Raw genomic sequence first — 24,840 nt, 5'->3', positions numbered from 1 at the left:
ACTAGTCAGAGAATGCGGATACCGTCCTGTTACGTCAAAAAGGTTTCCCATGCTCAGGCTCACTTCAGCCCGCGTTGCCGTTTGTCTTCTGCCGTTTGCCCTGGTGGCGTGCGGCGATATTTCCGCGAGTGACGATCCGCGCACAAAGCCACCGCTTGTCAGATCCGCCTCCGTCGAGCTTGCGAACAATAGCGCCCGCGCCTTCACGGGCGTGGTGGTCGCAAGAACGCAAAGCGATTTAGGTTTCAGAGTCCAGGGAAAAATCCTTGAGCGGCTGGTCGACACGGGGCAGACCGTCAAACAGGGCCAGCCCCTGCTGCGCCTGGATCCGGTTGACCTGAAATTACAGGCTCAGGCGCAGCAGCGCGCGGTGGATGCGGCTCAGGCGCGCGCGCGCAAAGCCACCAGCGATGAGGCGCGCTATCGCGGTCTTGTGGCGTCCGGCGCGGTGTCTGCCTCGGAGTATGACCAGATCAAAGCGGCGGCCGACACGGCCAGGGCCGATCTCAGCGCCGCCCGGGCGCAGGCCAGCGTGGCGCAAAACGCCACGGGCTATGCCGTACTGCTGGCGGATTCAGACGGCGTGGTCATGGAGACGCTCGCCGAGCCGGGTCAGGTCGTCAGCGCCGGACAGGTGGCGATCAGGCTCGCCAGAGCGGGACAGCGTGAAGCGCTCGTCCAGCTTCCGGAAACGCTGCGTCCTGCCGTCGGCAGCGAAGCGCAGGCCACGCTGTATGGCAATGAAAAACATCCTGTCACCGCAACGCTGCGCCTGCTGTCTGACTCGGCCGATGCCGCGACCCGCACGTATGAAGCCCGCTACGTGCTGGATGGCCTGCTGGCGAACGCGCCGCTGGGGGCGACCGTCACGCTGAACATTCAGGACAATAAAGCGGAAGGTCAGGTCATGCAGGTCCCGCTGGCTTCACTCTATGATGCAGGAAAAGGTCCCGGCGTCTGGCGCATTTCCGCCCAGCTGGCAAAGGTCGCATGGACGCCCGTCAGGGTGCTGAGCGTGGGTGAAGATGCGGCGCAGGTCACGGGCGGCGTGAAGCCCGGTGAGAAGATTGTTGCGTTAGGTGCCCATCTTCTGCACGAAGGTGAGGTCGTCAGGCTTGCCGAGCAACGCAGTGCCGCCCTGGCGGAGAATACGCCATGAGCGGAAGCCGCTTCAACCTGTCGGCGCTGGCCGTCCGCGAACGTTCCATTACGCTGTTTCTGATCGTTCTGGTCACGATTGCCGGAATTTACGCCTTCTTTGGGCTCGGACGCGCGGAAGATCCGCCCTTCACGGTAAAGCAAATGACGGTGGTAACCGTCTGGCCGGGCGCCACCGCGCAGGAAATTCAGGATCAGGTCGCCGAGCCGCTGGAAAAGCGCCTGCAGGAACTCAAATGGTATGACCGTACCGAAACCTATACCCGTCCCGGCATGGCGTTTATCACGTTGTCATTGCAGGACAAGACCCCGCCAGCCGAAGTGCAGGAGGAGTTCTATCAGGCGCGGAAGAAGCTTGGAGATGAATCGCAGCGACTTCCGGCGGGCGTCATCGGCCCGATGATCAATGACGAATTCTCGGATGTCACCTTTGCCCTCTTTGCGCTGAAAGCGAAAGGCGAACCGCAGCGGCAGCTGGTACGCGATGCCGAAGGCCTGCGCCAGCAGCTTCTGCACGTTCCCGGCGTGAAGAAAGTGAACATTATCGGCGAACAGGCCGAGCGGATTTACATCTCCTTCTCCCACGGCCGTCTGGCGACGATAGGGCTCTCACCCCAGGATATTTTCAACGCCCTCAACAGCCAGAACGCGTTAGCCGCGGCGGGCTCCATTGAGACCCGAGGCGCGCAGATTTTTATCCGCCTGGACGGCGCGTTCGATGAACTGCAGAAAATCCGCGATACGCCTTTTGTGGCTCAGGGCAAAACGCTCAAGCTGTCCGATGTGGCAACGGTTGAGCGAGGCTACGAAGATCCCCCGACGATGCTGATACGTAATCAGCATGAGCCCGCCCTTCTGCTGGGCATCGTGATGCGTGAAGGCTGGAACGGTCTGGCGCTGGGGAAAGCGCTGGATGCGGAAACGGCGAAAATAAATGACAGCCTGCCGCTGGGCATGTCCCTGACCAAGGTCACCGACCAGTCCGTGAATATTCGCTCGTCGGTCGATGAGTTCATGATCAAATTCTTCGTCGCCCTGCTTGTGGTCATGGTGGTGTGTTTTATCAGCATGGGCTGGCGCGTGGGTGTTGTCGTTGCGGCGGCGGTCCCGCTGACGCTGGCGGTCGTTTTCGTGGTGATGGAAGCCGCGGGGATAAACTTTGACCGCGTTACGCTGGGCTCCCTGATCCTCGCCCTCGGCCTGCTGGTTGATGATGCCATCATCGCCATCGAAATGATGGTGGTGAAAATGGAGGAAGGTTACGACAGAATCAAAGCCTCGGCCTTCGCCTGGAGCCATACCGCTGCGCCCATGCTGGCCGGTACCCTGGTGACGGCCATTGGCTTTATGCCGAATGGCTTTGCCCAGTCGACCGCAGGGGAATACACCAGCAATATGTTCTGGATTGTCGGCCTCGCCCTGATTGCATCGTGGTTTGTCGCGGTGGTGTTCACGCCCTATCTTGGGGTGAAGATCCTGCCGGCGATCCCTAAAGTAGAAGGGGGTCATGCCGCCATCTATAACACGCCTCGCTATAACCGTTTTCGCCAGCTGCTTGCCCGCGTTATCGCCAGAAAATGGCGGGTGGCCGGGTCGGTGGTCGCCATTTTCATTTTTGCCGTGCTCGGTATGGGGCTGGTTAAAAAACAATTCTTCCCGACCTCCGATCGCCCGGAAGTACTGGTTGAGGTGCAGATGCCATACGGTACCTCGATTGAGCAAACCAGCGCCGCAACCGCAAAAATAGAAGCGTGGCTGGGCCAGCAGCCCGAAGCCAAGATTGTCACGGCCTATATTGGTCAGGGCTCGCCCCGTTTTTATCTGGCGATGGCGCCTGAACTGCCCGACCCGTCTTTTGCGAAAATCGTGATCCTGACGGACAGCGAGACGTCACGCGAGGCGCTCAAGCTCCGGCTTAGAGAAGCTGTCGCCAACGGCCTTGCCCCCGAAGCCCGCGTACGGGTAACGCAGCTGGTGTTTGGCCCGTACTCGCCCTTCCCGGTTGCCTGGCGCGTGTCGGGGCCGGATGTCGAACAGGTGCATGACATCGCTGACAGGGTGAAAGCCGTGCTCCAGGCAAGCCCGATGATGAGAACCGTCAACACCGACTGGGGCTCACGCGTTCCCGTCCTGCATTTCACCCTCGATCAAAACCGCCTGCAGGCGACCGGCTTGACCTCCAGTGCCGTTGCCGATCAGCTTCAGTTTCTGCTCTCAGGCGTGCCCGTCACCTCCGTGCGGGAAGATATTCGCTCGGTTGAGGTTATTGGCCGCGCGGCGGGAGACATCCGTCTCGATCCGGCAAAAATCGAGGGTTTCACCCTTGTCGGCAATGCGGGACAGCGCGTGCCGCTGTCGCAAATCGGCAAGATTGAGATCGGTATGGAAGATCCGATCCTGCGCCGCCGCGATCGCACCCCGACGATTACCGTGCGGGGCGACATCGCTAACAATCTTCAGCCACCGGATGTGTCGGTCGCCGTCATGAAGCAGCTCCAGCCGATTGTTGATGCGCTGCCGGCCGGATACCGAATAGACATGGCGGGTTCGATTGAGGAATCGGGTAAAGCCACGCAGGCAATGATTCCGCTGTTCCCGATCATGATTGCCCTGACGCTGCTGATCATCATTTTGCAGGTGCGCTCAATCTCGGCGATGGTGATGGTGTTCTTAACCGCGCCGCTGGGGCTGATTGGCGTAGTGCCCGTGCTGTTGATTTTCAATCAGCCGTTTGGCATCAACGCGCTGGTCGGCTTGATCGCCCTTTCCGGCATTCTTATGCGCAATACGCTGATCCTGATCGGTCAAATCGATCATAACCAGAAGGAGGGCCTCGAGCCGTTCCAGGCGGTGGTTGAAGCGACGGTCCAGCGTGCGCGCCCGGTCCTTCTGACCGCCATGGCCGCCGTGCTGGCGTTCATTCCCCTGACGCATTCGGTGTTCTGGGGCACGCTGGCTTACACGCTGATAGGCGGAACGCTTGGCGGGACGATCGTCACGCTCGTCTTCCTGCCCGCGATGTATGCGATCTGGTTCCGGATCCGACCTGCGGAACAACGCGTTCAGCACCCTGCAGAAAACGTGTAAACTACCATGAGTAGATAACACTTCTGAGGAAAGCATGGTTGTTAAGCGCTTAAGAAAAGAGGACCGCCGCGTGCAGCTGCTGGAGGTTGCGCGCGGAATCGTTCGTCAGCAAGGCACGGAGGCGTTGACCCTTGGCTACCTGGCCGAACGCGCCAACGTGACCAAGCCTATCCCCTACGATCACTTTGGCGATCGTGAAGGGCTGCTGATGGCGCTGTACCAGGATTATAGCGACCGGCAGCTGGCGAAATTCCGCGAGACGCTGGCGGTCGACAGCAAAACGCTGGAGAAGACGATCCGCTTTTTCAGCGCCGCCTATATCGACTGCGCCATAAGTGCCGGGCCTGAAACCGGGCCAATTGCTGCCGCGCTGTCCGGATCCCACGCGTTGCAGACGTTTCGTGAAGCATGCGTGGCCGAATGTGCCGACTGCCTGCGTACCGCGCTTTCCCCGTTTGTCGCGCTTAAAGGCGTTCAGGGAGAAGCGGTATTGACGGCCATTATTGGCGCCGCGGACGCGCTCAGCACTGCAGCGGGCAACGGCGTGCTCGCCCGGAACGTGGCGGAAGATACGCTCAGCGGCGCCATGACCGGCGTGCTGGAGACCTACGTGAATAGCACAAAATGATCGCTGGGGGCGGATTGACACCTAAGTTACCAATAGTAATATAGGCGTCAATTCTCACCCATTCGAGGTCGCTATGTCTGCTACAAATGCCATTAATAACGCACTGATCGTGACGGCTCATCCTGTCGACAATTCGTTATCCCATTCGCTGGCAGCCCGTATTGCCGGAAAATTACGCGAGCAAGGTACGCAGGTTGAGATTGCCGATCTGCATACTGAAGGGTTTAATCCGGCGATGACCCGCGCCGATCTCGATTTGTATCACGGCGATCCGAGCGCCCTTCCCGACGATATTCTGCGCGAGCAGCAGCGCGTCGAGCGAGCGGATATGCTGGTGTTTGTTTTCCCCGTGTACTGGTGGTCGGTCCCCGCGCTGTTGAAAGGCTGGTTCGATCGCGTATTAACCCTGAACTGGGCGTATAAGGTGGCCGACGATGGCCGGATCGTGGGCAGCTTACGCGATGTTCCCGTCCGCCTGATTGCCACCGGCGGCAGCGATCTCACCGGATTCGACAAACACGGCTATTCGACGGCGATTCAGACGCAGATAATCGAAGGCGTGTTTGGCTTCTGCGGGCTGAAGAACGTTAAGCTCGATATTCTTTACCAGGCAGACGCGGCGACGCCTGAGCAGGTGGAGGAGTTCCTGAAGGGACTAGAGGGCCTTAAATAATCCCGGCTATTCAGTCAGCAAAGGCGTGCACAGCAGGTTACGAGCCTTTGCTGACAGCTTCCTGCCGCTTGATCGTACCCCTACTCAAGTTGGTGTCTTGAAGCAATGAGTTAAGCAACGCTATAACTAACGTGATAATTCCGCATATAGCGTAATGAATAAACAAAGGTCATTCCATGTATCAGTCAGTTCAGCCAACAACCACCCTCACCACCACCGGCACCTTCGGCGGCGTGGGCGTATCTGTAGCGAACTACTGACAAACAGAACCTCAATCCCCGCCAGCCTGGACGGGGAAATACCTCTCCGTTCACCACCCTCTGAATGGAGAAAGAAAATGATTTCTGACAATGCTCTCTTAATTATCGACATGCAGCAGGGCCTCTTCCGGGGCCCGGTCTCACCCTGTTCCGCCGATGCCGTTCTGGCAAATATCCGTTTGTTAATAGCCAACGCGCGCCACGCTCAGGTACCCGTCTTTTTTGCCCGCCATGTTGGACCAGACGACTCCCCCTTCTCAGAGAAGGGGCCGTTAACGCAGCTGATACCCGAGCTGGACGTGAAGGAGCAGGATGTTGTTTTCACCAAGCGCCATCCCAGCTGTTTTCGGGGTACCGAATTGCTGCGTGAACTTAATCAGAGAGGCATCAAACAGCTGGTCATTGCCGGGATGAAAACAGAATTTTGTGTCGACACCACCTGCCGGGCCGCGCCGGAGGTGGGCTTCAGGACGGTATTGATTTCAGATGCACATACCACAATGGATAACGCACATTTATCCGCCACTGACATCATTGCGCATCACAACAGCACGCTGGCCGGCCCGTTCGTGATGCTGTCGACTGCCAGCGGCTGGCATTTTAATACGGTCAGTTGAGTTGGCGGGATCGTCTCTCTCTATCCCGACGCGCCTTTCCGCGCGTCGGGAAAAGTAGAGAACATTACAGGGTAAAACCTCCGTCACCCACCTGCGCCTGGGCGTACCATTTCATCAGCTCCGCGGTACCGGGCGCGTTCTCAGCCGGTGACCATGGGGCGGTATCGTGCTCCGGAACAGGCTGATAGCCGCCGTGTTTCACCTCAAAAATGACGCCGCCTTTATCCAGCGACAGCACGGCATGCCAGGTACCGGCATCCATCTCCAGCACTTTGCAGTCTTCACCTAACACCACGCGCTGGGTCACGTTACCGCTGTCATCAAAATTCAACACCAGAAAGCGACCGCTCAGAGCCGTCAGCAGTTCAAACGTGTGCGGGTGGCGATGAGGGCGAACATAGGTACCAGGCTCCATCGCGATAGCCAGGCGCTGTACCGGGTCGCTCAGCTCGGGATGTAAATTGCGGTGCGCGCGTAAGCGAGGAGAATTGGCAGCCTGCTCGCTTTGTTGCTGCAGGTCACTGAACGTAATTTGTTTCATATACACCTTTGTGAATAGAGTCAGCGGGCGGCAACCCGATTGCCGCACGACGTTATACCATTCTGGACGGTCGATGAGCGATGGCGTTTGTGAAACAAAACTCTGCAACGTGAGGATGCGCGTGATCGCACTCCAAAGCGCAACATTGAGTAAAACTCACATTGATTCCCACTATTTATCGTTTTTCAAAAGCGACGGCGCTGAAATACCATCCATTCACCCCTGGGATAGAAAAATAAATAATACTAAGCCTGTATGGAGCACCTATGACACTCGATGTTTTATTCCCTGTAATGAATATTATCTCGCCTCATAAATTTAGCGTCCAGGCAAATGTGCATGAGTTGATAACGTTACTTTCAGCAGAAAAGGAAAGCTCAGAGGCGCTATCGCCTTTCCTCCATCGACTGCATCTTTTGGCTTTCGCCCAAAGCAATCCGGGTAACGCCGAAGAGCTGCTCTCAGCACACTTGCCAAAAGAAGATGGGATCCTTCCGCTGCTAGACTTTGCGGACTGGCCAAAGGTGCGTTACGCCACGTCAGGCGAAACTCAGACGCGTGAATCTGAGGAGTATTTCCGTGAAATGACGTCGGCTGCCAATCTGTTACGCACGGCGCTGATCGCTGCTGAACGCGCAAAGGGGACGCCTGCGCTTTATATTCTGGATAAATTGCTCAACCTGAACAGCGCATTGCCGGAGCGATATAAACAGATGGCGAATATTCCCTACGCATAAATACGTTCAGGATGGGGAATATCCCTCTATAAATATTCCGCCATTTATTAAACCCGCTTTTCGTTATAATCAAGACAGACGATATCCAACGAAGGCAGCACCGGCGCGTTAAGGTTAAGCCACGCCAGCAACCGTTCAATACTCTGTCTTCTGAGCGAGTTTTTCGGCCAGACGAGGTAATAGCCATCGCCGGTTGCGATAGCTTCCCTGAAGGGCAGCGCGAGCAGACCGCTTTTCAGCGCGTCGAGCGTGAGGCGGAGATCGGCCATCGCCACGCCGTGACCGTGCATGGCGGCCAGGCTTCCCTGCTCCAGGGTGTCGAATACTATCCCTCGACTCACGTCGAGTCCGGGGAATGACCCCGTTCTTTTCAGCCAGCGTTTCCAGTCCCGTCTGTCCTGGGAGGGATGAATAAGCTCGCACTGCGCAAGCTGATGCCGGGCAGATTCAAGCAACGACGGGGTACAAACCGGAATGAGCCATTCACTGAAGAGCAGCCTGCTTTCCGTTGACTCGCCGAAATAGCCATTACCGAGCAGGATCGCACAATCGTAGGGCTCACGGCTGAAGTCAACGGTGTCGAAGTCCATCCAGACGCTGGCAATTTCAATTTTTGGCTTCGCGTGGTTCTCGCGAAAGGATTTAAGCACATTCAGAAGCCACCGCATCGTCAGGGTGCTGGGGGCTTTGAGGCGCAGAAGGTGGTTTTCACTTCTGAATGCGCGACAGGCCCACTCAATACTGGAGAAACTTTCGCTGAGCTGTCCGGCCAGAATACGTCCGGCATCACTGACCTCCACGCGCGGCCCCTGGCGTTTAAAGAGCTCACAGTCGAACCACTGTTCAAGCGTCCGGACATGCCTGCTGACCGCGCCCGGCGTGATATTCAGTGCTTCAGCCGCTTTGCTGAAGGAGTTCAGCCGCGCGGCAACTTCAAAAGCGCGCAGCGCATACAGTGGCGGTAAAGACATACGTTCCCTTTCTGTGAGGTTTAGCTATGCAGTGTTTGTATTTTCGGCACTCGGTGACTTGTCGCTCAGGTCCTCAGACGGGAACGTCATCAGCAGCTCCCTGAGGAGGGACTCAAGCTGCGCGCGCTGTGCGTCAGATAAGCTGCTCAGCAGCGCATTTTGCGTTTGCGTATGGACGATCAGCGCCTGTTCGATGCGCTCCTGCCCGTGCGGCGTCAGGCTTACGAGGGTGCTGCGCTTATCATCCGGATCGGCAATTCGCCTGATAAGCCCTTGCTGTTCTAGATGGCTGAGCCGGTTCGTCATCGCCCCCGAGGTTACCAACAGCGATTTATACAGCTGCGTGGGGGAAAGGCAGTACGGCTCACCGGCGCGGCGGAGCGTGGCGAGCACGTCAAACTCGCCCTCGCGAAAACCAAACTGCGCCATGGCCTGCGCCCGTTCTTTTCCCAGATGCTTCATTAGCCGGAGCATTCGGCCAAAAATTTTCATCGACGAGGCGTCCAGCTCCGGCATGGCGCGGCTCCACTGGCCGACAATAAAGTCTACATGGTCTTGCATTTTCACCCCTGATGGCGTGCGAATTTATCCTGTTGTGCGGTACATCTTACGCAAAAACATATTTTATCTTAACGTTAAGATAAATGCTCGTGCCGATTTGCGCGGGCCATTCACAACCGAAAAGGATTCCACGTTGAAACGCACGTCGCCTTTACTCTTCGCCGTTATCGCTTTTATCGTCGGGCTGAACCTGCGCCCGATTCTGGCTTCTGTCGGACCGCTGTTTTCCGTGCTGCAGCGCGAAGCGGGGCTGACCGCTACGCAATTCAGTCTGTTGACCACCCTACCGGTCGCGATGATGGGGCTGGCCGCCTTGTCAGGTCCCTGGCTTTTAGCACGACTCGGCGCCGTTCGGGGAATTATGCTCGGGCTCTTTATACTGCTTGCGGCCTGTTTGCTGCGCGGTTTTAGCGCCTCGCCGGAGAGTCTTATGGGCACCGCGTTACTGGGCGGGGCCAGCATAGGCACGATCCAGGCGTTAATGCCTGCCCTGATTAAAAAGGAATATACGCGAACGGCCAGCACGGTGATGTCGCTCTTCAGCACGGGCATTATGGCCGGAGCGGCAGCCGCCGCCGCCAGCGCCGAGCCGTTGTTCTCATGGCTCACGCTGAAGCCCGCGCTGGCAATGGCCGGGCTGTTAGCGCTGCTTGCGCTAATACTGTGGTTAACCCTGGTTAAGCATCCTCAGGAGGAAAAAACAGCCCACGAAACCGTTACGCTCTCGTCCTCTCGAACAGGGCTACTGTTGCTCTTTTTCGGCGTGGGAACGGGCGCCTACACGCTGGTATTGGCCTGGCTGCCCCCGCTTTACATTCAGGCGGGATGGTCCGCACGCAGCAGCGGCTACATGCTGGCCTGGCTGACGTTAACCGAGGTTGTCGCCGGGTTTGCCGTCTCCGCGCTGATCGGTAAATTCCCCGACCGCCGCGTGCCGCTGATCGCCGTATTGCTGTTGCTGCTGGCGGGATTACTGTGCCTGGTATTTGCGCCGGGTACAACACCGGTGTTATCCACGCTGCTGCTTGGCACCGGGATCGGCGCCCTCTTCCCGCTGTCGCTCATCGTCACGTTCGATCATGCGCGAACGCCCGCCCAGGCCGGGAAGTTACTGTCTAAAGTTCAGGGAGGTGGATACATGATTGCCGCGCTTATGCCGCTAATAGCGGGGATCGTTCGCGACAGTTCGTTCTCGCTGACCAGCGCATGGCTGATCATGAGTGCGGGAGTCGTGCTGCTGATCGTCATCGCGCTGAATTTCAAACCCGTCGTGGACGTGCAGGCAGGGTGAATGCAACACCAGAATTGAGAGTCGTATTTCCGCCAATCGTAAGATAAATTCAGGGTGAATTTCACCTCATTCAGGAGTGGATATGTCGCAGACGCTACCAGAAATTGATGTCTTATTTGTCGCCGGGTTCGGGCCCATTTCGCGGGATACGGAGTCCAGCACCGCGTTTTATGTCCAGACACTCGGCCTTCCGCTGAAGCCGATGGAGGGGAATACCGAATATCTGCTCACTGAGGAGGGCCAGCTGGAAGGCGTGAAGCATTTCGCCGTCTGGCCGCTCGCACAGGCGGCTGCATCCTGTTTTGGAGAGGAACAGTGGCCAGTTGAGCACCCGATACCGCAGGGATGGGTTGAGTACGAGGTTCAGGATCTGGACTCGGCTACCCGCGTTCTGAGTGAAAAAGGCTATCGGTTGCTGGTGGCTAACCGTATGGAGCCGTGGGGGCAAACCGTCACTCGCCTGCTCAGCCCGGAAGGCTTGCTTACCGGGCTGACCATTACGCCGTGGCTGCGGGGGTAAATGGGAATTTGTTTGTGACGCTGGTTGCAGACGTGCATACCATAGCGAAGTTGGTCGTCTTATCCGCAGCTGACTGTTATTTCGCATTGAGCCAGAAATCATTTAAATATTAGAAATCGCCTCTTTCAGGCTGCCCAAAGTTAAATATTGTTCCTTACGTCAAATAATAAAAAATTACCAAAACTAGCAGTTGATTATTATTGTTATGACTTTTAAGATTTTACCGCAACTCATTGATTAATTTGCTTTAGGGAAATAAAAATGACAAGAAATATCGTTGCGGGAATGATGATGGCCGCGTTTTCAGGGGCAGTATATGCAGGACCAACAATCGTTACACCAGATTTTTCACCGGATAGTTTAGCGGTTTCAGCCTCTGCCGGGATGCTGAGCGGAAAATCTCACGAAATGGTTTATGACGAAGCTACAGGAAGAAAAATTAGCCAACTGGACTGGAAAATAAAAAATGTCGCCATTCTGAAAGGCGATATCACCTGGGATGCTTACTCATTTTTAACATTGAACGCCCGCGGCTGGACGTCCCTGGCATCAGGTTCAGGTCATATGGATGACTATGACTGGATGAATGAAAAACAATCCTCCTGGACAGACCATTCAAGCCATCCGGCCACGAACGTTAACTACGCCAATGAATATGACCTCAACGTAAAAGGGTGGATCCTCCAGGGCGATAACTATAAAGCGGGCGTAACCGCAGGCTATCAGGAAACACGCTTCAGTTGGACGGCGACTGGTGGAACTTACAATTATGATAACGGTGCCTATCAAGGGAACTTCCCGACAGGCGAACGCGGCATTGGTTATAGCCAGCGTTTTTCTATGCCCTACATTGGCCTTGCAGGACAGTACCGTTTCAATGACTTTGAATTTAATGCCCTCTTCAAATTCAGTGACTGGGTGCGTGCACATGATAACGACGAACATTACATGCGCGATCTGACTTTCCGCGAGAAGACAACAGATTCCCGCTATTATGGTGCCTCTGTTGATGCCGGGTATTACGTCACTCCGCACGCCAAAGTTTTTGCAGAATTTACCTATAGCAGTTACGAAGAAGGTAAAGGCGGTACGCAGATTATTGATACCAATACTGGTGACTCCGGCTCTATTGGCGGGGATGCGGCAGGTATTTCTAACCATAACTATACCATTACAGCGGGCCTGCAATACCGCTTCTAATCCAGGCGAACAACAGTCCATTGTTAAAGCAGACCAGGCCCCTGACGGGGCCTTTTTCGTTACGTTAAGCTAATTCCTTGCCTGGGACACTCCCAGGATACCTGCCATCCAATCCAGGTGTTGGTGACAGATTCTTCAAGTACAGTAATTGCATATTTACCACCCCACTGGCATCTTCATTTCCTTTAACTGACGCATTACAAAAAATAACAGTTTTAACTCAAAATAATAGATTGTAATATGGTTCCAAATGCTAACAAACAAAGGAGTGACATGCTCTCTCAAACACTAAGTGACAAAAGATGGATGGGGCTTTCTTAGCGAAATTTCAAGATCGAAAAGATCAAAAAAATAATCAGTTACAGGCATGGCGTTAGTTATTGATGAGTCTGGCAAACTAACAACGTCAAACCCCGAAAAATGAATTTAACTTATCAAGGAATAAAAATGAAAATTATCATATCAAGCGTAATAATTGGCGCGTCAGTGTTGTTATCCTCTGCAATGTTATCGGGAAATATAGAATTTAAGAAACAGAACATTTTAAGCAATGACAACGGTCATGTATCATTAGGAAAAGTTTATAGTGAAAATACATTTCTCAATGTTGAATTAAAAACAGAAAGCGATAACTCAACAATCTTCAAACTTACCGATTTATCTATCGGTTCTTATCAAGACGGCATTAAGAGAGAAATTCAGTCAATTATTGATGACTATAACAAAGATAAATCCGATGATAAAAAAACAACTAGCGACAAACTTTCTTTAAAAGTCCCTGCAACACTTACACTGAAGATTTACAATGTATATCGCGCTGAAAACATTCCGGTGTACAATCTCACAATAGATACCCAGTCCATAAAATTTGGTAAAGAAACCCCAGTGTTAAAGTCCGTACTGGAAGCATCAGAAAAAATATTGAAGGATAATAACCAACGAATCCAGGAAACATTTTTCTTGTCGAAAAAATAGAATTATAATTTATAAGCTCGTTATGCTAGCGTGGAGCAACCACTCTACGTTTCTCTTCATCAGCGGGCCGTCAGCTTTTATAAATAATAACGTCCGCTCCCGGCACAACGCGTTAAAAATAGCGTTTAGTCCGTCAGGAACACAGAGCGGGCGTTATCTTCTCTCCGATGTGAGTGTTTCGTCATGCTCTAAGAGAAAGGTTCGGCTATCAGATACCTTACATTTCCAGTGCCGCAAGAATTGCAGGATCCATTTTCTCTGGCGTAGTCATCGGTGCAAAACGCTTGAGTGGTTTACCGTCGCGGCCGATCAGAAACTTAGTAAAGTTCCACTTAATACGACCTCCCAGCACGCCGGGCAATTCGTTTTTCAGGTAACGAAACAGCGGGTGCGCCGCATTGCCGTTGACCTCAACCTTCTCAAACATCGGGAAGCTTACGCCGTAGTTGATGTAACATGTTTTCGAGATTTCGTCGGCGCCGCCGGGTTCCTGTTTGCCGAACTGGTTGCAGGGGAAGCCCAGCACCACTAATCCTCGATCGGAGTATTTCTTGTATAGCGCTTCCAGACCAGCATATTGCGGCGTGAAGCCACACTGGCTGGCGGTATTGACGACCAAAACCACCTTTCCCGCATAGTCGGCCATTGAGATAACACGGCCATCCAGGCTGGTGGCGGTAAGTTGATAAAAGCGAGTCATACTGAAATCCTCAAAGCAGGCCGAAAGTCGCGGTGACCATCAACAGGGCCGCCGCCGTCTAGAAAGTTTACATTCAGGCAGGCTATTTGTGATACATTCCTGGCGCGCTAATGACCACCACACTCGCTATCAGGTATGCAGAACATAACAATAAAAATTCGCTGGCTTCTGCTTACTCTCCCACTCCTCAGCGGTTGTGGCACGCTCTCACAGATGTCCTCCCCGGAAGGTACTCAGGAACTTCTCACCCATGATTCGCTGGATGGCGACGTTGACAGCGTGGTGCGTCACTATATGGTGCAAAAATCCGTTCCCGGGATGACGGTCGCGGTGATCCATAATCACGGCTCGCCGCAGTTTTACACCTGGGGCGTAACCGATGCGGTCAATCGCTATCCGGTCAGGCCTGACACCCTGTTTGCGCTCGGCTCGCTCAGCAAAGGGATCACGGCGGAAGTGGTGGCGTGCCTGGTGAATGAAGGGCAACTGAACTGGAACGATAACCTGGCAACACTGCTACCGCCGGGCACGCCGCTTAGCGCGGATGCACAAAAAATTACCCTGCTTGAACTGGTAACCCATACCTCCGGCCTGCCGCGTCAGAATATGGATGTTCCGATGCTTGGAAAATTCATCAGCTACTTAAGCACCGGCGATAATTTCTATAGCGAGCTGGACAGCGATAACGTGCTGCGCTACCTCGCCGACTGGCGGGCGCCAAAGAATAAAGTGCCGCAATACTCCAATACCGGCTACGCCCTGATCGGCTATATCCTGAAGCACAAAACCGGCGAAGATATCCAGAGTTTAGCCTCGCGCTATATTTTCCGTCCGCTGCAAATGGCTAACAGCAGCTTTATTCCCCAGCAGCTAAAAGGATACCCGGAGCGTGCGCTCGGCCACGCGGGCGATCAGCCGAAATTTATCCCGCGCGGGCAGCTCACCCCGGACTGGCATTTTTCCAACAACATGGTGGCGGCAGCGAGCTTGTACAGCAACGCCGAAGATCTGGCGACCTATGCCCGCTATCACGTATCGACGACGCATAATCCCTTGCTGGACAGCGTCTTTGCCGAAGTGAGAAATACCGATATTCAACGCCCCGACGGAGTACAGGGTATTGCCTGGACCACCGACTTTATCGGCCTGGAAAAAATCACCTATCAGGTCGGCTATATCGGCGGCTACTCCAGCTTTATCGGCTATGACAAAGAAAAAGGCAATGCGGTGGTGGTGCTGCAAAATACCTTTAACTGGAGTAATTACATTGGCATCGCGCTATTAATGGATATGGCGAAAAAAGACAGCCAGAGCCCTGGCAGCCGCTTTGCGATTAATGGGATCCCAAAACGCGTTTATCAGCAATAGTAGTGAACGCCCGCCGTCAGATTCAGGCCTGATGCGCAAGATCTTCGCGAGTCGGCCCCTGAAAGTAGATAGTACTAATATGGCAACTTCGAGGCTGAGTCAGTACAAAACGAATCGTTTCCCAGATTGACCATCCATTCACCAGACGCTCCCCCATTCTTGATTGATTATCGACATGCGCATCTAAACCGGTCAGTTCAAAATCAGGCGGATATAATCCGGTTACCCGAATGTTTTCTTTAGATAAGTGTTCTGACAGTTTCGTTGTAAAACCGCTGAGCCCGTGTTTGCTGGCAAAAAAGCGGGATGGGCAATCGAATCTGTAAAGTTCGGAATACCGCACGCAGAGATAACCGCAATGATGTCTGCACTGTCTGAGCGTCTTAAACCCGGAAGCATTGCCTGGGTTAGCAGGATTGAACCTGTCAGGCCTGAACTGACGGTATTGAAGATTTCTGTGCTCGAATGTTCGTCTATTGTCCCTGACAACCACTGAGCAGCATTCAGAATTAAAATATCGATTGGCCTGTCTGAATGTAAGATCTGCGAAGAAAACTGAGAAATGGATTCCGGCAGGGCTAAATCACAGAGATACCCTTTCGCCTCACCACCTTCAGCCGCGATGAGGCTGCAGGTTTTTTGAATATCCACCGCCCGACGGGCGCTAAAATCCACTTCAACGCCCTCTCGGGCAAGCCAGACGCACAGCGCCTGACCAAATCCCCCGCCGCCACCCGTGATAACAGCTCTTTTACCCCTCAGCATAACTCTGCGTCCTCTGTCGTGATGAGTCTTTATTGAGGATTAATAGCATGATGAGGCGGGTAACATCTTCCCGTTAGTGCCGTGGCGCGAACTTCCCGTCCTACACCGCCGACTTCGGCCTTAAATTCTCATCAAACGCCAGCCGTTTCCGGTCAGGCTCAGCCTCGCGCAGCGGCTCCACCTGGTGCATAGTGAGCTTGCAGCGCTCCACCAGCACCTGATACTCCCGCGTGCCCTGCTGCTTCCACGCCAGCTCCTGCTCGCTGAGTTCGCGAATCGCTTTGGCCGGGCTGCCGATAATCAAATGGTTGGCGGGCATCTCCGCTTTCGCCTTCACGAACGCCGCCGCGCCGACGATGCTGTTTTCACCGATGACCGCGCCGTCCATCACCACCGCGTTCATGCCCACCAGCGCATTGCGGCGGATCACGCAGCCGTGGAGAATGGCGCTGTGGCCGATATGCCCGTCCTCTTCCACCACCGTGTCCTGCTCCGGGAAGCCGTGCATCACGCAGTTATCCTGAATGTTGGCACCGTCTTTTACCACGATACGGCCAAAATCACCGCGCAGGCTGGCGTTAGGACCGACGTAAACGCCTTTGCCCAGAATCACGTCCCCGATCAGCACCGCCGTCGGGTGAACATAGCTCTCGTCCGGCACGACCGGCGTCAGACCGTCAATTTGATAAACTGGCATCTTCGCTCCTTATGCGCTTGTAAGACCACCAAAGCGTTGATAGTAAAGCGTGCCGGGCACGGGCAGTTCGCCCACGGAGGTTTCGCCCTTCTCGCTGACAAACGCCAGCGCCCCCGGCGCGACACGCTGATAGATATTAATGCAGAGCTGTCGGGCGCTTTGTCCCGCCCAGTGCGCGGGCAGCAACTCTTCCGGCAGCAGCGGGTCTTTCAGCACCACGCGACGATAAAAGTGAATCAGCAGCAGCTGGATCTGGAAACAGCGTTCCGGCGTCAGCTCCTCGGGCGCGGCCTCTTTCAGCAGCGGCAGCAGCGGCCGGAACGAGTTGATAAACGACTCGTACATCGCGTTTTGCTCGGTTAACTGCCAGCACTCTTCCACCCGCGAACGCAGCGCGGCGCGGGAGAGCGCCAGCGGCGAGTGGGCTTCAAAGAAGATCACGTTTTCCGCCACGCCGGCATCGTGAAGCAGGGACTGCACGTCCGCCAGATGCTGCGACGGCGAGGCCATCAGGCTCGGCGCCAGCGTGCCAAACCCCTGCCAGATCAGCTGTTTTTTGACGTCGGCAAGGGTGGCTTTATCGAGACCTTCGGAGAGCAGCAACAGCCATTTGCCGTCCCAGGCGGGCAGTTCCGCGCGGTAAATCTTATTCTCCGCGCGACGCGTCAGGCGAAGCCCCTTGTCGCTCAGGCGGTAAAAGCTGCGCCGCCCGATGCGGGAAACGTCCAGCCAGCCCTCTTTGTTGAGGCGAAACAGCGCGGTGCGCACGAAGCGCTCGCCAAACCCCATGCCTTCCAGCAGGGCGGCCAGGCTACCGAGCCAAATCTCACCGCCGCGATGGGAAAGCGCGTCACCGTATAACGAGGAGATGAGAGAGGTCCCGCTGACGGGTACGGAGCTGACCGCGTGCTGGATAAAGGCGTCGAGTTTATTCATGTGATTCATTCTGTTGTAATTTTTGTCCTGGATGAATCATAGCACAGGATTCTGGGATAGCCCCTCACCCTAACCCTCTCCCAAAGGGAGAGGGAATTTTTTACACCCTCTCCCTTTGGGAGAGGGCTGGGGTGAGGGAAACTCAACCGTTAGCTGCGACTTTACGCAAATCAAACACCCGGCAGGCTTTGCCCTCCGAGCGCGGGATGCTGCCGCAGTTAACAATCATTACGTCGGTGGAAATTCCCACCATTGACTTAATGCGGTGGCGAAGCTGGTGGCACACCTGACAACGCTGCTCGTGCGTCAGCGTCAGACTGCTCTCTTTTAGCTCCACCTTCACGGAAAGTGAATCAAGATGCCCGCGACGGTTCACCTCCAGCTGGTAGTGCGGCGAAAGATGTTCGAACTTCACGATCTCCTCTTCCAGCTGCGACGGGAAGACGTTGACGCCGCGGATGATCAGCATATCGTCGCTGCGGCCGCTGATCCGGTCCATGCGGCGCATGCTGCGCGCGGTTGCCGGAAGCAGGCGCGTCAGGTCGCGGGTGCGGTAGCGGATCACCGGCAGCGCCTCTTTGGTCAGCGTGGTGAACAGCAGTTCGCCCTGCTGACCGTCATCCAGCGGCGTGCCGTCGTTCGGGTTGACGATCTCCGGGTAGAAGTGATCTTCCCAGATGGTCGGGCCGTCGACGGTTTCGATACACTCCATCGCCACGCCCGGCCCCATCACTTCGGAGAGGCCATAGATATCCAGCGCGGTAATGCCTAAGCGTTTTTCGATTTCGCGACGCATGGCCTGCGTCCACGGCTCGGCGCCGAAGACGCCCACGCGCAGGGAACAGCCGCTGGCATCGCCGCCCATCTGGCGCTCCAGCTCTTCAATCAGGTTGAGGCAGTAGGATGGCGTCACCATGATCATATCCGGCTGGAAATCACGGATCAGCTGCGCCTGTTTCTCCGTCTGGCCGCCGGACATCGGGATCACCGTCGCGCCTAAACGCTCGGCGCCGTAGTGCGCGCCCAGCCCGCCGGTAAACAGGCCGTAGCCATACGCCACGTGAATTTTGTCCTTCGCACTGCCGCCCGCGGCGCGCAGGGAGCGGGCCACCAGATTGGCCCAGTTGTCGATGTCGCCCTGCGTATAGCCGACAACGGTCGGTTTGCCGGTGGTGCCGGATGACGCGTGAATGCGCACCACCTGCTCCATCGGCACGGCAAAGGTATCGAACGGATAGTTATCCCGCAGGTCCTGCTTGGTGGTGCACGGGAATTTGCGGATATCCGCCAGCTCTTTGAAATCGTCAGGGTGAACGCCCGCGGCGTCAAACTTGCGTTTGTACATCGGCACGTTGCTGTAGGCGTGATGCAGCGTCCATTTCAGACGCTCGGTCTGCAGCGCCTGTAACTCGTCAAGGGAGGCCGTTTCAATCGGATCAAGCTTTGTTGTATTTGTCATTGTAGGGTACTCACATTGTTTTTATGCTCAAACACGCTCAAGGATCATGGCAATGCCCTGACCCACACCGATGCACATCGTACACAGCGCGTAGCGCCCGCCGCGTCGGTGCAGTTCATTGCTCGCGGCCAGCGCCAGTCTGGCACCGCTCATGCCCAGCGGGTGGCCCAGCGCAATCGCGCCACCGTTCGGGTTGACGTGCGCGGCATCATCCGGCAGGCCCAGCTGACGCAGCACGCCCAGCGCCTGCGAGGCGAAAGCTTCGTTAAGCTCGATCACGTCCATATCGTTAATGCTGAGTCCGGCGCGCTCCAGCACCTTGCGAGTGGCCGGGACCGGACCGAGCCCCATCAGACGAGGCTCCACGCCCGCCGTCGCCATCGCCACGATCCGCGTGCGCGGGACTAGCCCCTGCGCCAGCGCCATCTTCTCGCTGGCGACGATCAGCGCCGCCGCGCCGTCGTTGACGCCGGAGGCATTTCCCGCCGTGACCACCCCGTTCTTACGGAACGGCGTTTTGAGTCCAGCGAGCTGTTCGAGCGTGGTGTCCGCGCGCGGATGTTCATCCACGCAGAACTCCGTGACCGCCCCTTTTTTGCCCGGCACCGGTACCGGCACAATCTCCTGCGCCAGAATGCCGTTCTGCTGCGCCTGCGCGGTACGCTGCTGGCTGCGCAGCGCGAACGCGTCCTGATCGGCACGGCTGATATTTAACAATTCAGCTACATTCTCTGCCGTTTCCGGCATACTGTCAGTTCCGAATTGCTGATGCATGAGCGGATTCACAAATCGCCAGCCGATGGTGGTATCAAAGATCTCCGCCTGACGCTGAAACGCGGCGGTGGCTTTGCCCATCACAAACGGCGCGCGCGACATCGACTCCACGCCGCCCGCGATCAGCAGCTCGCCATCGCCTGCCTTAATGGCGCGCGCCGCAAAACCAATCGCGTCAAGACCCGATCCGCACAGGCGGTTAATGGTGGTTCCGGACACCGTCTGCTGCAGCCCGGCCAGCAGGGACGACATGCGCGCTACGTTGCGGTTATCTTCCCCCGCCTGGTTGGCGCAGCCGAAAATCACGTCGTCGATCCGCTCGAGGTCGAGCTGGGGATAGCGGGCCAGCAGCGCGCGCAGCGGCACGGCACCGAGATCGTCGGTTCGGACTGCGGCAAGCGCGCCGCCGTAGCGCCCCACCGGGGTTCGAACGCCATCACAAATAAATGCGTCACGCATCTGCCTCTCCTGTCACGCTGCCGCCGATGCGGTGAGATTTCCCGCGAAAAAGGGCGACGGTTTTCTGTTGTTGGTTCTGGATTTCAATGTCGTACACGCCGGTCAGTTTGCCCTGGTGCATCACCCGCGCGGTGGCGGTGAGCGTGTCCCCGGCAAAGCCCGGACGCAGAAAATCAATCGAGCAGCCTGAGGCTACCGCCGCCAGCCCCTGGCTGTTGCAGGCATAGGCAAAGGCGGTGTCTGCCAGCGAAAAAAGCTGTCCGCCGTGGCAGGTTTGGTGGCCGTTAAGCATCTGCGGGGTGATGATCATGGTCACCACCGCGTAGCCTTCATCCATGTCGACAATGTCCATCCCCATCGCCTGCGCGCAGGCGTCCCGTTCGTACATCGCGCGGGCGTTATGCCAGGCGTTATGACTCATAGCTACTCTCCAGAAGCGCGCGCTGGCGCAGCAGTGAACAGGGGCGATAGCGCTCTTCGCCGTAATGACGCTGCAGGTTCTCCAGCAGCGTCAGCAGGCGCTGCCAGCCCAGACGCTCGCCCCAGGCGATCGGCCCGCTCGGGTAGTTCACGCCCAGGCGCATGGCGGTATCGATGTCCTTTTCGCTGGCGACCCCTTTTTGCAGGGCATCCAGCGCTTCGTTGGCAATCATCGCCAGCGTGCGCCAGACCAGCAGGCCGGGATAATCGGCGATTTGCACCACCCGGTTACCCTGCTGCTGCAGGTAGCGGATGGCCTTTTGCGTCGCGGTGTGCGGGTTGCTGGCGGCCGACGCAATCACCGCCACGTCGCGCTCAATGCGGTCCACCACCACCACCGGGCCGTTGAGCCGCAGCGCCAGCGCCTGAGCGGTTTCGCCCTGCGTTTCGATCAGGTACACATCATCAATTTCTGTGACACCGTCACGTCTTCTTTCCACGCGCATCGGGCTGTAGCTGTCTTTCACGGCCGGCACCCACTGCACGGCGGGTTTGTCACCCTGCCAGTCGTAGACGCCCTTCCCGCTCTTTTTGCCCAGCCTTCCCGCCAGCACCAGCTCCTGCTGGACCAGCGAAGGCAGAAAACGACGCTCCTGCCAGAAGGCGTTAAATACCGAGCAGGTCACCGCGAAATTCACGTCCTGACCAATCATATCGGTCAGCTCCAGCGGCCCCATCGGGAAACCGCCGCCGTCGCGCAGGGCGGCATCAATCACCTCCGGCGGGGCGACCTGCTCTTCCAGCGCGCGCCAGGCCTCGGAATAAAACGGACGGGCGACGCGGTTGACGATGAATCCCGGCGTTGACTGGCAGCGAACGGGCTGTTTACCCCAGTTCAGCGCCAGCTCGCACAGCGCGTCGGCTACTTCCGGAGAGGTCGCCAGCCCGCTGACCACCTCCACCAGCTTCATCACTGGTGCCGGGTTAAAGAAGTGCAGCCCTGCGACCCGCTCCGGGTGGTGGACGTCCGCCGCAATCGCCGTGACGGAGATGGAAGAGGTATTGCTGGTCAGCACCGTCTGCGGCGGGCAGATCTCAGCCAGCTGAGCAAACAGCGCCTTTTTCACCTCCAGACGCTCGGAGGCCGCTTCTATGACCAGATCGGCCGCGGCGAGCGCCTCGATATCCGTGACCGGAAGCAGCCGGGCGAGGATCTGGCTCCCGGCATCGGCGGAGAGTTTTCCGCGCGTCACCCGGGAGGCCAGACGCTGGCGGATCCCGTCGATGGCCCGCGATATCGCGTCGCTGGAGATGTCGTAGATCAGCACCTGATGCCCATGGCTGGCGGCGACTTCGGCAATCCCTGCGCCCATCGTGCCGCTGCCGATCACGGCGACAGTACGTATGTTCAGCATCTTATTTCCCCGTAAAGTTCGGCGCGCGCTTCGCCAGGAAGGCGCTGACGCCCTCGCGGTAATCGTCGCTTCGCCCGGCCAGGCGCTGATAGTCGCGTTCCAGATCGAGCTGGGCGTCCAGGGTGTTGGTTTCCGCTGCATTGATTGCCTGCTTGATCAGCCCCAGCCCGAAGGTCGGTTGAGACGCAAAGTGCAGCGCCATCTGCTGCGCGGTAGTGGAGAGCTGTTCGTCATCCACCACCTGCCAGATCATCCCCCAGGCCTGCGCCTGTTCGGCGCTGAGCTTGTCGCCGAGCAGCGCCAGCCCCATGGCGCGGGCGCGTCCGGCCACGCGCGGCAGCAGCCAGGTGCCGCCGCAGTCCGGCACCAGGCCGAGCTTGCTGAAGGCCATCACGAAGCTGGCGGAACGCGCGGCAATGACCATGTCGCACCCCAGCGCCAGCGTGGCCCCCGCGCCTGCCGCCACGCCGTTAACGGCACAAATGACCGGTTTCGGCAGCTTTGCCAGGCGGCGCACCAGCGGGTTATAGAAGGTTTCAACGGACATCCCCAGATCCGGCGCCGGGCCGTTGGGGTCGACGTTGCGGTCGTTCAGATCCTGACCGGCGCAAAAGCCGCGTCCCGCTCCGGTGATCAGCAGGCAGCGAACGGTGTCATCACGCTCGGCCTGTTTCAGGCACTCGGCAAGCTGCTGGTGCATCACGTCGTTAAAGCTGTTCAGACGCTCCGGACGGTTCAGCGTAATGGTCATTACGCCCTGCTCAACATGACTGAGAATACATTCCACAATTAGCGTCCTTTAAAGTCGGGGGTGCGTTTTTGTAAGAAGGCGTCGATGCCTTCCCGGCGGTCTTCGGTGGCAGAAAGCAGCGTAAACAGCTGGCGCTCCTGGGCCAGACCGGCCTGGAGCGGCACCTCCTGAGACTGGCGCAGCGCCTGTTTCGCCGCCTGCAGCGCCAGCGGAGAGTGGCGCGCCATCAGCGCCGCCTGCTTCAGGGCATACTCTAGCGTCAGCGCTGGCGGGAAGACGTCGCTCACCAGCCCGGCGCTCAGCGCCTGCTGCGCGGAGATACTCTCTCCGGTCAGCACCATTTTGCTGGCGAGCGATTTACCGACGCTGCGGATAAGACGCTGGGTGCCGCCCGCGCCGGGCATAATGCCAAGCGTAATTTCCGGCAGGCCGAAACGGGCGTTATCGCCAGCAACGATCGCGTCGCACAGCAGCGCCAGCTCGCAGCCTGCGCCCAGCGCGAAGCCGTTCACGGCGGCAATCAGCGGTTTAGGAAAAGCGTTAATCCGCGCCCACAGCTGCGGGCGAATATCGTTCAGCGTGGCGGGCAGGTCTTTCTCAGCCATTTCGTTGAGATCGGCCCCGGCGGCAAAGCAGCGCTCGCTGCCGTAAATCACGCAGACGGAAATCTCGATGTCAGAAGCCGCGGCCTCCAGCTGTTCCGCAAGCTGCGTCAACAGCGCATTGTTGAGGGCGTTGCGCGCCGCCGGACGGTTTAGCGTCAGCTGCAGCACGCGGCCATGACGGGTAACAGTCAGTTCGCTCATGCCATCCCCTTCGCGTCGAAGTCGACAATCACGTCGGCGGTTAACGGCAGCGACTGGCAGCTCAGCACGTATCCGGCGGCCAGCTCGTCCGGCTCCAGGCTGTAGTTGGTCGCCATATCCACCTTCCCGCGCAGCACTTTGCATTTACAGGTGGCGCACACCCCGCCCTTGCAGGCATACGGAAGATCCGCCCCCTGACGCAGGGCGGCATCCAGGATGCTTTCGTCGTCCGCCGTCAGGGTGATTTCACGATCGCGCCCGTCCTGGCGCAAGGTCACTTTCTGTCCTTCCGCCTGGACGTGCACCGCGCGTTTAGCGGTGGTCCCCGGGGTGTTAAAGCGCTCAAGGTGAATGGATTTGTCCGGCATCCCCAGCGCCTTCAGCGTCGCTTCGGCGTCGTCCATCATCGCCGACGGGCCGCAGATAAACGCCTCGTCGTACTGGCGGAAGTTAATCAGGGTTTTCGCCAGCGCCTGCAGCTTTTCCCCGTCGATGCGGCCAAAGAGCAGATCGCTGTCCAGCCGCTCCTGGCTGAAGATGGAGACCAGCTGCAGCCGCTGCGTATACTTGTCCTTCAGGTCCGCCAGCGCCTGGCGGAACATCATGCTCTGGCTGCTGCGGTTGCCGTAGATCAGGGTGAACTGGCTGTTGGGTTCGGTCGCCAGCGTCGCGGAGATAATCGCCAGCATGGGAGTGATCCCGGAGCCTGCCGCAATCGCCAGATAGTGGCCTTCACGTTCAGCCCGCGGCTGGTAGCCAAACTGCCCCTGAGGAACCATCACCTCCAGGGCCATGCCCGCTTTGATCTCATCCCGCGCATAGCGGGAAAAGCGCCCGCCGTCGATGGCTTTGACCGCCACGCTGATTTCACCCGGGGCGGTACCCCGGCAGATGGAGTAGCAGCGGCGCAGCTCGTCCCCGTCAAGCTTCGTTTTTAACGTCAGGTGCTGGCCGGGACGGAAGCGGTAGGCCTCCTGCAGCGCCTGCGGCACCGCAAAGGTAATGGTCACCGCGTCGCGGGTTTCGGGTTCCACTTTTGCCACTGTTAATGAATGAAACGTTGTCATGGCA

At 57.2% G+C, this 24,840-nt stretch carries 24 protein-coding genes and 1 pseudogene; 11 read left to right on the top strand and 14 right to left on the bottom strand.

All coding sequences use genetic code 11. The annotated features are described in order from the left end of the window. Positions 1-49 precede the first annotated feature (49 nt). From SPG90_RS06195 to SPG90_RS06175, 5 genes are all read left to right on the top strand, one after another. Positions 50-1,159 (top strand): efflux RND transporter periplasmic adaptor subunit, encoded by a 1,110-nt coding sequence (locus SPG90_RS06195; protein WP_322408014.1) that lies wholly within the window; start codon positions 50-52, stop codon positions 1,157-1,159. Next, positions 1,156-4,245, top strand: a complete 3,090-nt coding sequence (locus SPG90_RS06190; protein WP_126303240.1) for an efflux RND transporter permease subunit — start codon at positions 1,156-1,158, stop codon at positions 4,243-4,245. Before SPG90_RS06195 ends, SPG90_RS06190 begins: the two co-directional genes overlap by 4 nt. 34 nt (positions 4,246-4,279) lie before the next feature. After that, positions 4,280-4,873 carry a TetR/AcrR family transcriptional regulator gene (locus tag SPG90_RS06185; RefSeq protein WP_023335591.1) on the top strand — a complete coding sequence of 198 codons (594 nt, stop codon included), beginning with the start codon at positions 4,280-4,282 and terminating at the stop codon, positions 4,871-4,873. 73 nt (positions 4,874-4,946) lie between these two features. Continuing rightward, positions 4,947-5,546, top strand: coding sequence for an NAD(P)H-dependent oxidoreductase (locus SPG90_RS06180; RefSeq protein WP_126303239.1), 600 nt, complete (start codon positions 4,947-4,949; stop codon positions 5,544-5,546). Positions 5,547-5,883: 337 nt separating this feature from the next. Next, the gene (locus SPG90_RS06175) at positions 5,884-6,423 is read left to right on the top strand and encodes a cysteine hydrolase family protein (protein WP_126303238.1); all 540 of its coding nucleotides are present in this window, start codon (positions 5,884-5,886) and stop codon (positions 6,421-6,423) included. Positions 6,424-6,487: 64 nt separating this feature from the next. Here the strand turns inward: SPG90_RS06175 and SPG90_RS06170 are convergent, their stop codons facing one another. Next, positions 6,488-6,964 carry a WbuC family cupin fold metalloprotein gene (locus tag SPG90_RS06170; RefSeq protein WP_023330341.1) on the bottom strand — a complete coding sequence of 159 codons (477 nt, stop codon included), beginning with the start codon at positions 6,962-6,964 and terminating at the stop codon, positions 6,488-6,490. A gap of 266 nt (positions 6,965-7,230) precedes the next feature. On the opposite strand from SPG90_RS06170, the gene SPG90_RS06165 reads away from it, so the two are divergent. Then, positions 7,231-7,701 (top strand): hypothetical protein, encoded by a 471-nt coding sequence (locus SPG90_RS06165; RefSeq protein ID WP_126303237.1) that lies wholly within the window; start codon positions 7,231-7,233, stop codon positions 7,699-7,701. Between the two features lie 47 nt (positions 7,702-7,748). Here SPG90_RS06165 and SPG90_RS06160 read toward each other — a convergent pair whose 3' ends face one another. Continuing rightward, positions 7,749-8,672: a LysR substrate-binding domain-containing protein gene (locus SPG90_RS06160; protein ID WP_126303236.1), complete on the bottom strand. Its 924-nt coding sequence runs from the start codon at positions 8,670-8,672 to the stop codon at positions 7,749-7,751. Positions 8,673-8,696: 24 nt separating this feature from the next. Continuing rightward, positions 8,697-9,233: a MarR family transcriptional regulator gene (locus tag SPG90_RS06155; protein ID WP_322408013.1), complete on the bottom strand. Its 537-nt coding sequence runs from the start codon at positions 9,231-9,233 to the stop codon at positions 8,697-8,699. 133 nt (positions 9,234-9,366) lie between these two features. Here SPG90_RS06155 and SPG90_RS06150 point away from each other — a divergent pair, with 133 nt between their 5' ends. The 4 genes from SPG90_RS06150 (at position 9,367) to SPG90_RS06135 (ending at position 13,219) form a co-directional block, all read left to right on the top strand. Continuing rightward, positions 9,367-10,524, top strand: coding sequence for an MFS transporter (locus tag SPG90_RS06150; RefSeq protein ID WP_047174270.1), 1,158 nt, complete (start codon positions 9,367-9,369; stop codon positions 10,522-10,524). Between the two features lie 82 nt (positions 10,525-10,606). Continuing rightward, positions 10,607-11,044 (top strand): VOC family protein, encoded by a 438-nt coding sequence (locus SPG90_RS06145; protein ID WP_047174269.1) that lies wholly within the window; start codon positions 10,607-10,609, stop codon positions 11,042-11,044. 261 nt (positions 11,045-11,305) lie between these two features. After that, positions 11,306-12,244, top strand: a complete 939-nt coding sequence (locus tag SPG90_RS06140) for an omptin family outer membrane protease (RefSeq protein WP_047174268.1) — start codon at positions 11,306-11,308, stop codon at positions 12,242-12,244. Positions 12,245-12,691: 447 nt separating this feature from the next. Next, positions 12,692-13,219, top strand: a complete 528-nt coding sequence (locus SPG90_RS06135; protein WP_322408012.1) for a hypothetical protein — start codon at positions 12,692-12,694, stop codon at positions 13,217-13,219. A 217-nt stretch (positions 13,220-13,436) separates the two neighbouring features. Here the strand turns inward: SPG90_RS06135 and SPG90_RS06130 are convergent, their stop codons facing one another. Continuing rightward, positions 13,437-13,919 carry a glutathione peroxidase gene (locus SPG90_RS06130; protein WP_047174266.1) on the bottom strand — a complete coding sequence of 161 codons (483 nt, stop codon included), beginning with the start codon at positions 13,917-13,919 and terminating at the stop codon, positions 13,437-13,439. Positions 13,920-14,054: 135 nt separating this feature from the next. Between SPG90_RS06130 and SPG90_RS06125 the strand changes: the two genes are divergently transcribed. Further along, positions 14,055-15,287 (top strand): serine hydrolase domain-containing protein, encoded by a 1,233-nt coding sequence (locus tag SPG90_RS06125; RefSeq protein ID WP_047174265.1) that lies wholly within the window; start codon positions 14,055-14,057, stop codon positions 15,285-15,287. A gap of 22 nt (positions 15,288-15,309) precedes the next feature. On the opposite strand, the pseudogene SPG90_RS06120 reads toward SPG90_RS06125, so the two are convergent. The 10 genes and pseudogenes from SPG90_RS06120 to paaE form a co-directional block, all read right to left on the bottom strand. Beyond that, positions 15,310-16,052, bottom strand: a pseudogene (locus tag SPG90_RS06120) (SDR family oxidoreductase). A 100-nt stretch (positions 16,053-16,152) separates the two neighbouring features. After that, positions 16,153-16,749, bottom strand: coding sequence for a phenylacetic acid degradation protein PaaY (paaY, locus tag SPG90_RS06115; protein WP_023335575.1), 597 nt, complete (start codon positions 16,747-16,749; stop codon positions 16,153-16,155). A 9-nt stretch (positions 16,750-16,758) separates the two neighbouring features. Continuing rightward, positions 16,759-17,694: a phenylacetic acid degradation operon negative regulatory protein PaaX gene (gene paaX, locus SPG90_RS06110; protein WP_045354833.1), complete on the bottom strand. Its 936-nt coding sequence runs from the start codon at positions 17,692-17,694 to the stop codon at positions 16,759-16,761. A gap of 133 nt (positions 17,695-17,827) precedes the next feature. Next, positions 17,828-19,144: a phenylacetate--CoA ligase PaaK gene (gene paaK, locus SPG90_RS06105; protein ID WP_047174263.1), complete on the bottom strand. Its 1,317-nt coding sequence runs from the start codon at positions 19,142-19,144 to the stop codon at positions 17,828-17,830. Between the two features lie 27 nt (positions 19,145-19,171). Continuing rightward, positions 19,172-20,377, bottom strand: a complete 1,206-nt coding sequence (gene pcaF, locus SPG90_RS06100; protein ID WP_126303235.1) for a 3-oxoadipyl-CoA thiolase — start codon at positions 20,375-20,377, stop codon at positions 19,172-19,174. Further along, positions 20,370-20,798, bottom strand: coding sequence for a hydroxyphenylacetyl-CoA thioesterase PaaI (paaI, locus tag SPG90_RS06095; RefSeq protein ID WP_047174261.1), 429 nt, complete (start codon positions 20,796-20,798; stop codon positions 20,370-20,372). Before paaI ends, pcaF begins: the two co-directional genes overlap by 8 nt. After that, entirely contained in the window at positions 20,788-22,212 is a 1,425-nt protein-coding gene (gene paaH, locus SPG90_RS06090) for a 3-hydroxyacyl-CoA dehydrogenase PaaH (protein WP_126303234.1), read from the bottom strand. Before paaH ends, paaI begins: the two co-directional genes overlap by 11 nt. 1 nt (position 22,213) lies before the next feature. Further along, positions 22,214-23,002 (bottom strand): 2-(1,2-epoxy-1,2-dihydrophenyl)acetyl-CoA isomerase PaaG, encoded by a 789-nt coding sequence (gene paaG / locus SPG90_RS06085; protein ID WP_100245660.1) that lies wholly within the window; start codon positions 23,000-23,002, stop codon positions 22,214-22,216. Then, the gene (gene paaF / locus SPG90_RS06080; RefSeq protein WP_047174259.1) at positions 23,002-23,769 is read right to left on the bottom strand and encodes a 2,3-dehydroadipyl-CoA hydratase PaaF; all 768 of its coding nucleotides are present in this window, start codon (positions 23,767-23,769) and stop codon (positions 23,002-23,004) included. The genes paaG and paaF overlap by 1 nt, the downstream gene beginning before the upstream one ends. After that, on the bottom strand, positions 23,766-24,836 hold the full coding sequence (gene paaE / locus SPG90_RS06075; protein WP_047174258.1) for a 1,2-phenylacetyl-CoA epoxidase subunit PaaE: 1,071 nt from the start codon (positions 24,834-24,836) through the stop codon (positions 23,766-23,768). The genes paaF and paaE overlap by 4 nt, the downstream gene beginning before the upstream one ends. Between the last annotated feature and the right edge of the window lie 4 nt (positions 24,837-24,840).

The organism is Enterobacter sp. D2, assembly GCF_034427575.1.
Taxonomy (GTDB): domain Bacteria; phylum Pseudomonadota; class Gammaproteobacteria; order Enterobacterales; family Enterobacteriaceae; genus Enterobacter; species Enterobacter cloacae_M.
The sequence above is the reverse complement of the archived record's forward strand: the minus strand, read 5'-3'. Positions and strand labels throughout refer to the sequence as shown.

Bases quoted from the DNA above. Each gene is read 5' to 3' on its own strand.
- SPG90_RS06195 (WP_322408014.1), top strand. From the start codon at position 50: ATGCTCAGGCTCACTTCAGCCCGCGTTGCCGTTTGTCTTCTGCCGTTT.
- SPG90_RS06190 (WP_126303240.1), top strand. From the start codon at position 1,156: ATGAGCGGAAGCCGCTTCAACCTGTCGGCGCTGGCCGTCCGCGAACGT.
- SPG90_RS06185 (WP_023335591.1), top strand. From the start codon at position 4,280: ATGGTTGTTAAGCGCTTAAGAAAAGAGGACCGCCGCGTGCAGCTGCTG.
- SPG90_RS06180 (WP_126303239.1), top strand. From the start codon at position 4,947: ATGTCTGCTACAAATGCCATTAATAACGCACTGATCGTGACGGCTCAT.
- SPG90_RS06175 (WP_126303238.1), top strand. From the start codon at position 5,884: ATGATTTCTGACAATGCTCTCTTAATTATCGACATGCAGCAGGGCCTC.
- SPG90_RS06170 (WP_023330341.1), bottom strand. From the start codon at position 6,964: ATGAAACAAATTACGTTCAGTGACCTGCAGCAACAAAGCGAGCAGGCT.
- SPG90_RS06165 (WP_126303237.1), top strand. From the start codon at position 7,231: ATGACACTCGATGTTTTATTCCCTGTAATGAATATTATCTCGCCTCAT.
- SPG90_RS06160 (WP_126303236.1), bottom strand. From the start codon at position 8,672: ATGTCTTTACCGCCACTGTATGCGCTGCGCGCTTTTGAAGTTGCCGCG.
- SPG90_RS06155 (WP_322408013.1), bottom strand. From the start codon at position 9,233: ATGCAAGACCATGTAGACTTTATTGTCGGCCAGTGGAGCCGCGCCATG.
- SPG90_RS06145 (WP_047174269.1), top strand. From the start codon at position 10,607: ATGTCGCAGACGCTACCAGAAATTGATGTCTTATTTGTCGCCGGGTTC.
- SPG90_RS06140 (WP_047174268.1), top strand. From the start codon at position 11,306: ATGACAAGAAATATCGTTGCGGGAATGATGATGGCCGCGTTTTCAGGG.
- SPG90_RS06135 (WP_322408012.1), top strand. From the start codon at position 12,692: ATGAAAATTATCATATCAAGCGTAATAATTGGCGCGTCAGTGTTGTTA.
- SPG90_RS06130 (WP_047174266.1), bottom strand. From the start codon at position 13,919: ATGACTCGCTTTTATCAACTTACCGCCACCAGCCTGGATGGCCGTGTT.
- SPG90_RS06125 (WP_047174265.1), top strand. From the start codon at position 14,055: ATGCAGAACATAACAATAAAAATTCGCTGGCTTCTGCTTACTCTCCCA.
- paaY (WP_023335575.1), bottom strand. From the start codon at position 16,749: ATGCCAGTTTATCAAATTGACGGTCTGACGCCGGTCGTGCCGGACGAG.
- paaX (WP_045354833.1), bottom strand. From the start codon at position 17,694: ATGAATCACATGAATAAACTCGACGCCTTTATCCAGCACGCGGTCAGC.
- paaK (WP_047174263.1), bottom strand. From the start codon at position 19,144: ATGACAAATACAACAAAGCTTGATCCGATTGAAACGGCCTCCCTTGAC.
- pcaF (WP_126303235.1), bottom strand. From the start codon at position 20,377: ATGCGTGACGCATTTATTTGTGATGGCGTTCGAACCCCGGTGGGGCGC.
- paaI (WP_047174261.1), bottom strand. From the start codon at position 20,798: ATGAGTCATAACGCCTGGCATAACGCCCGCGCGATGTACGAACGGGAC.
- paaH (WP_126303234.1), bottom strand. From the start codon at position 22,212: ATGCTGAACATACGTACTGTCGCCGTGATCGGCAGCGGCACGATGGGC.
- paaF (WP_047174259.1), bottom strand. From the start codon at position 23,769: ATGAGCGAACTGACTGTTACCCGTCATGGCCGCGTGCTGCAGCTGACG.
- paaE (WP_047174258.1), bottom strand. From the start codon at position 24,836: ATGACAACGTTTCATTCATTAACAGTGGCAAAAGTGGAACCCGAAACC.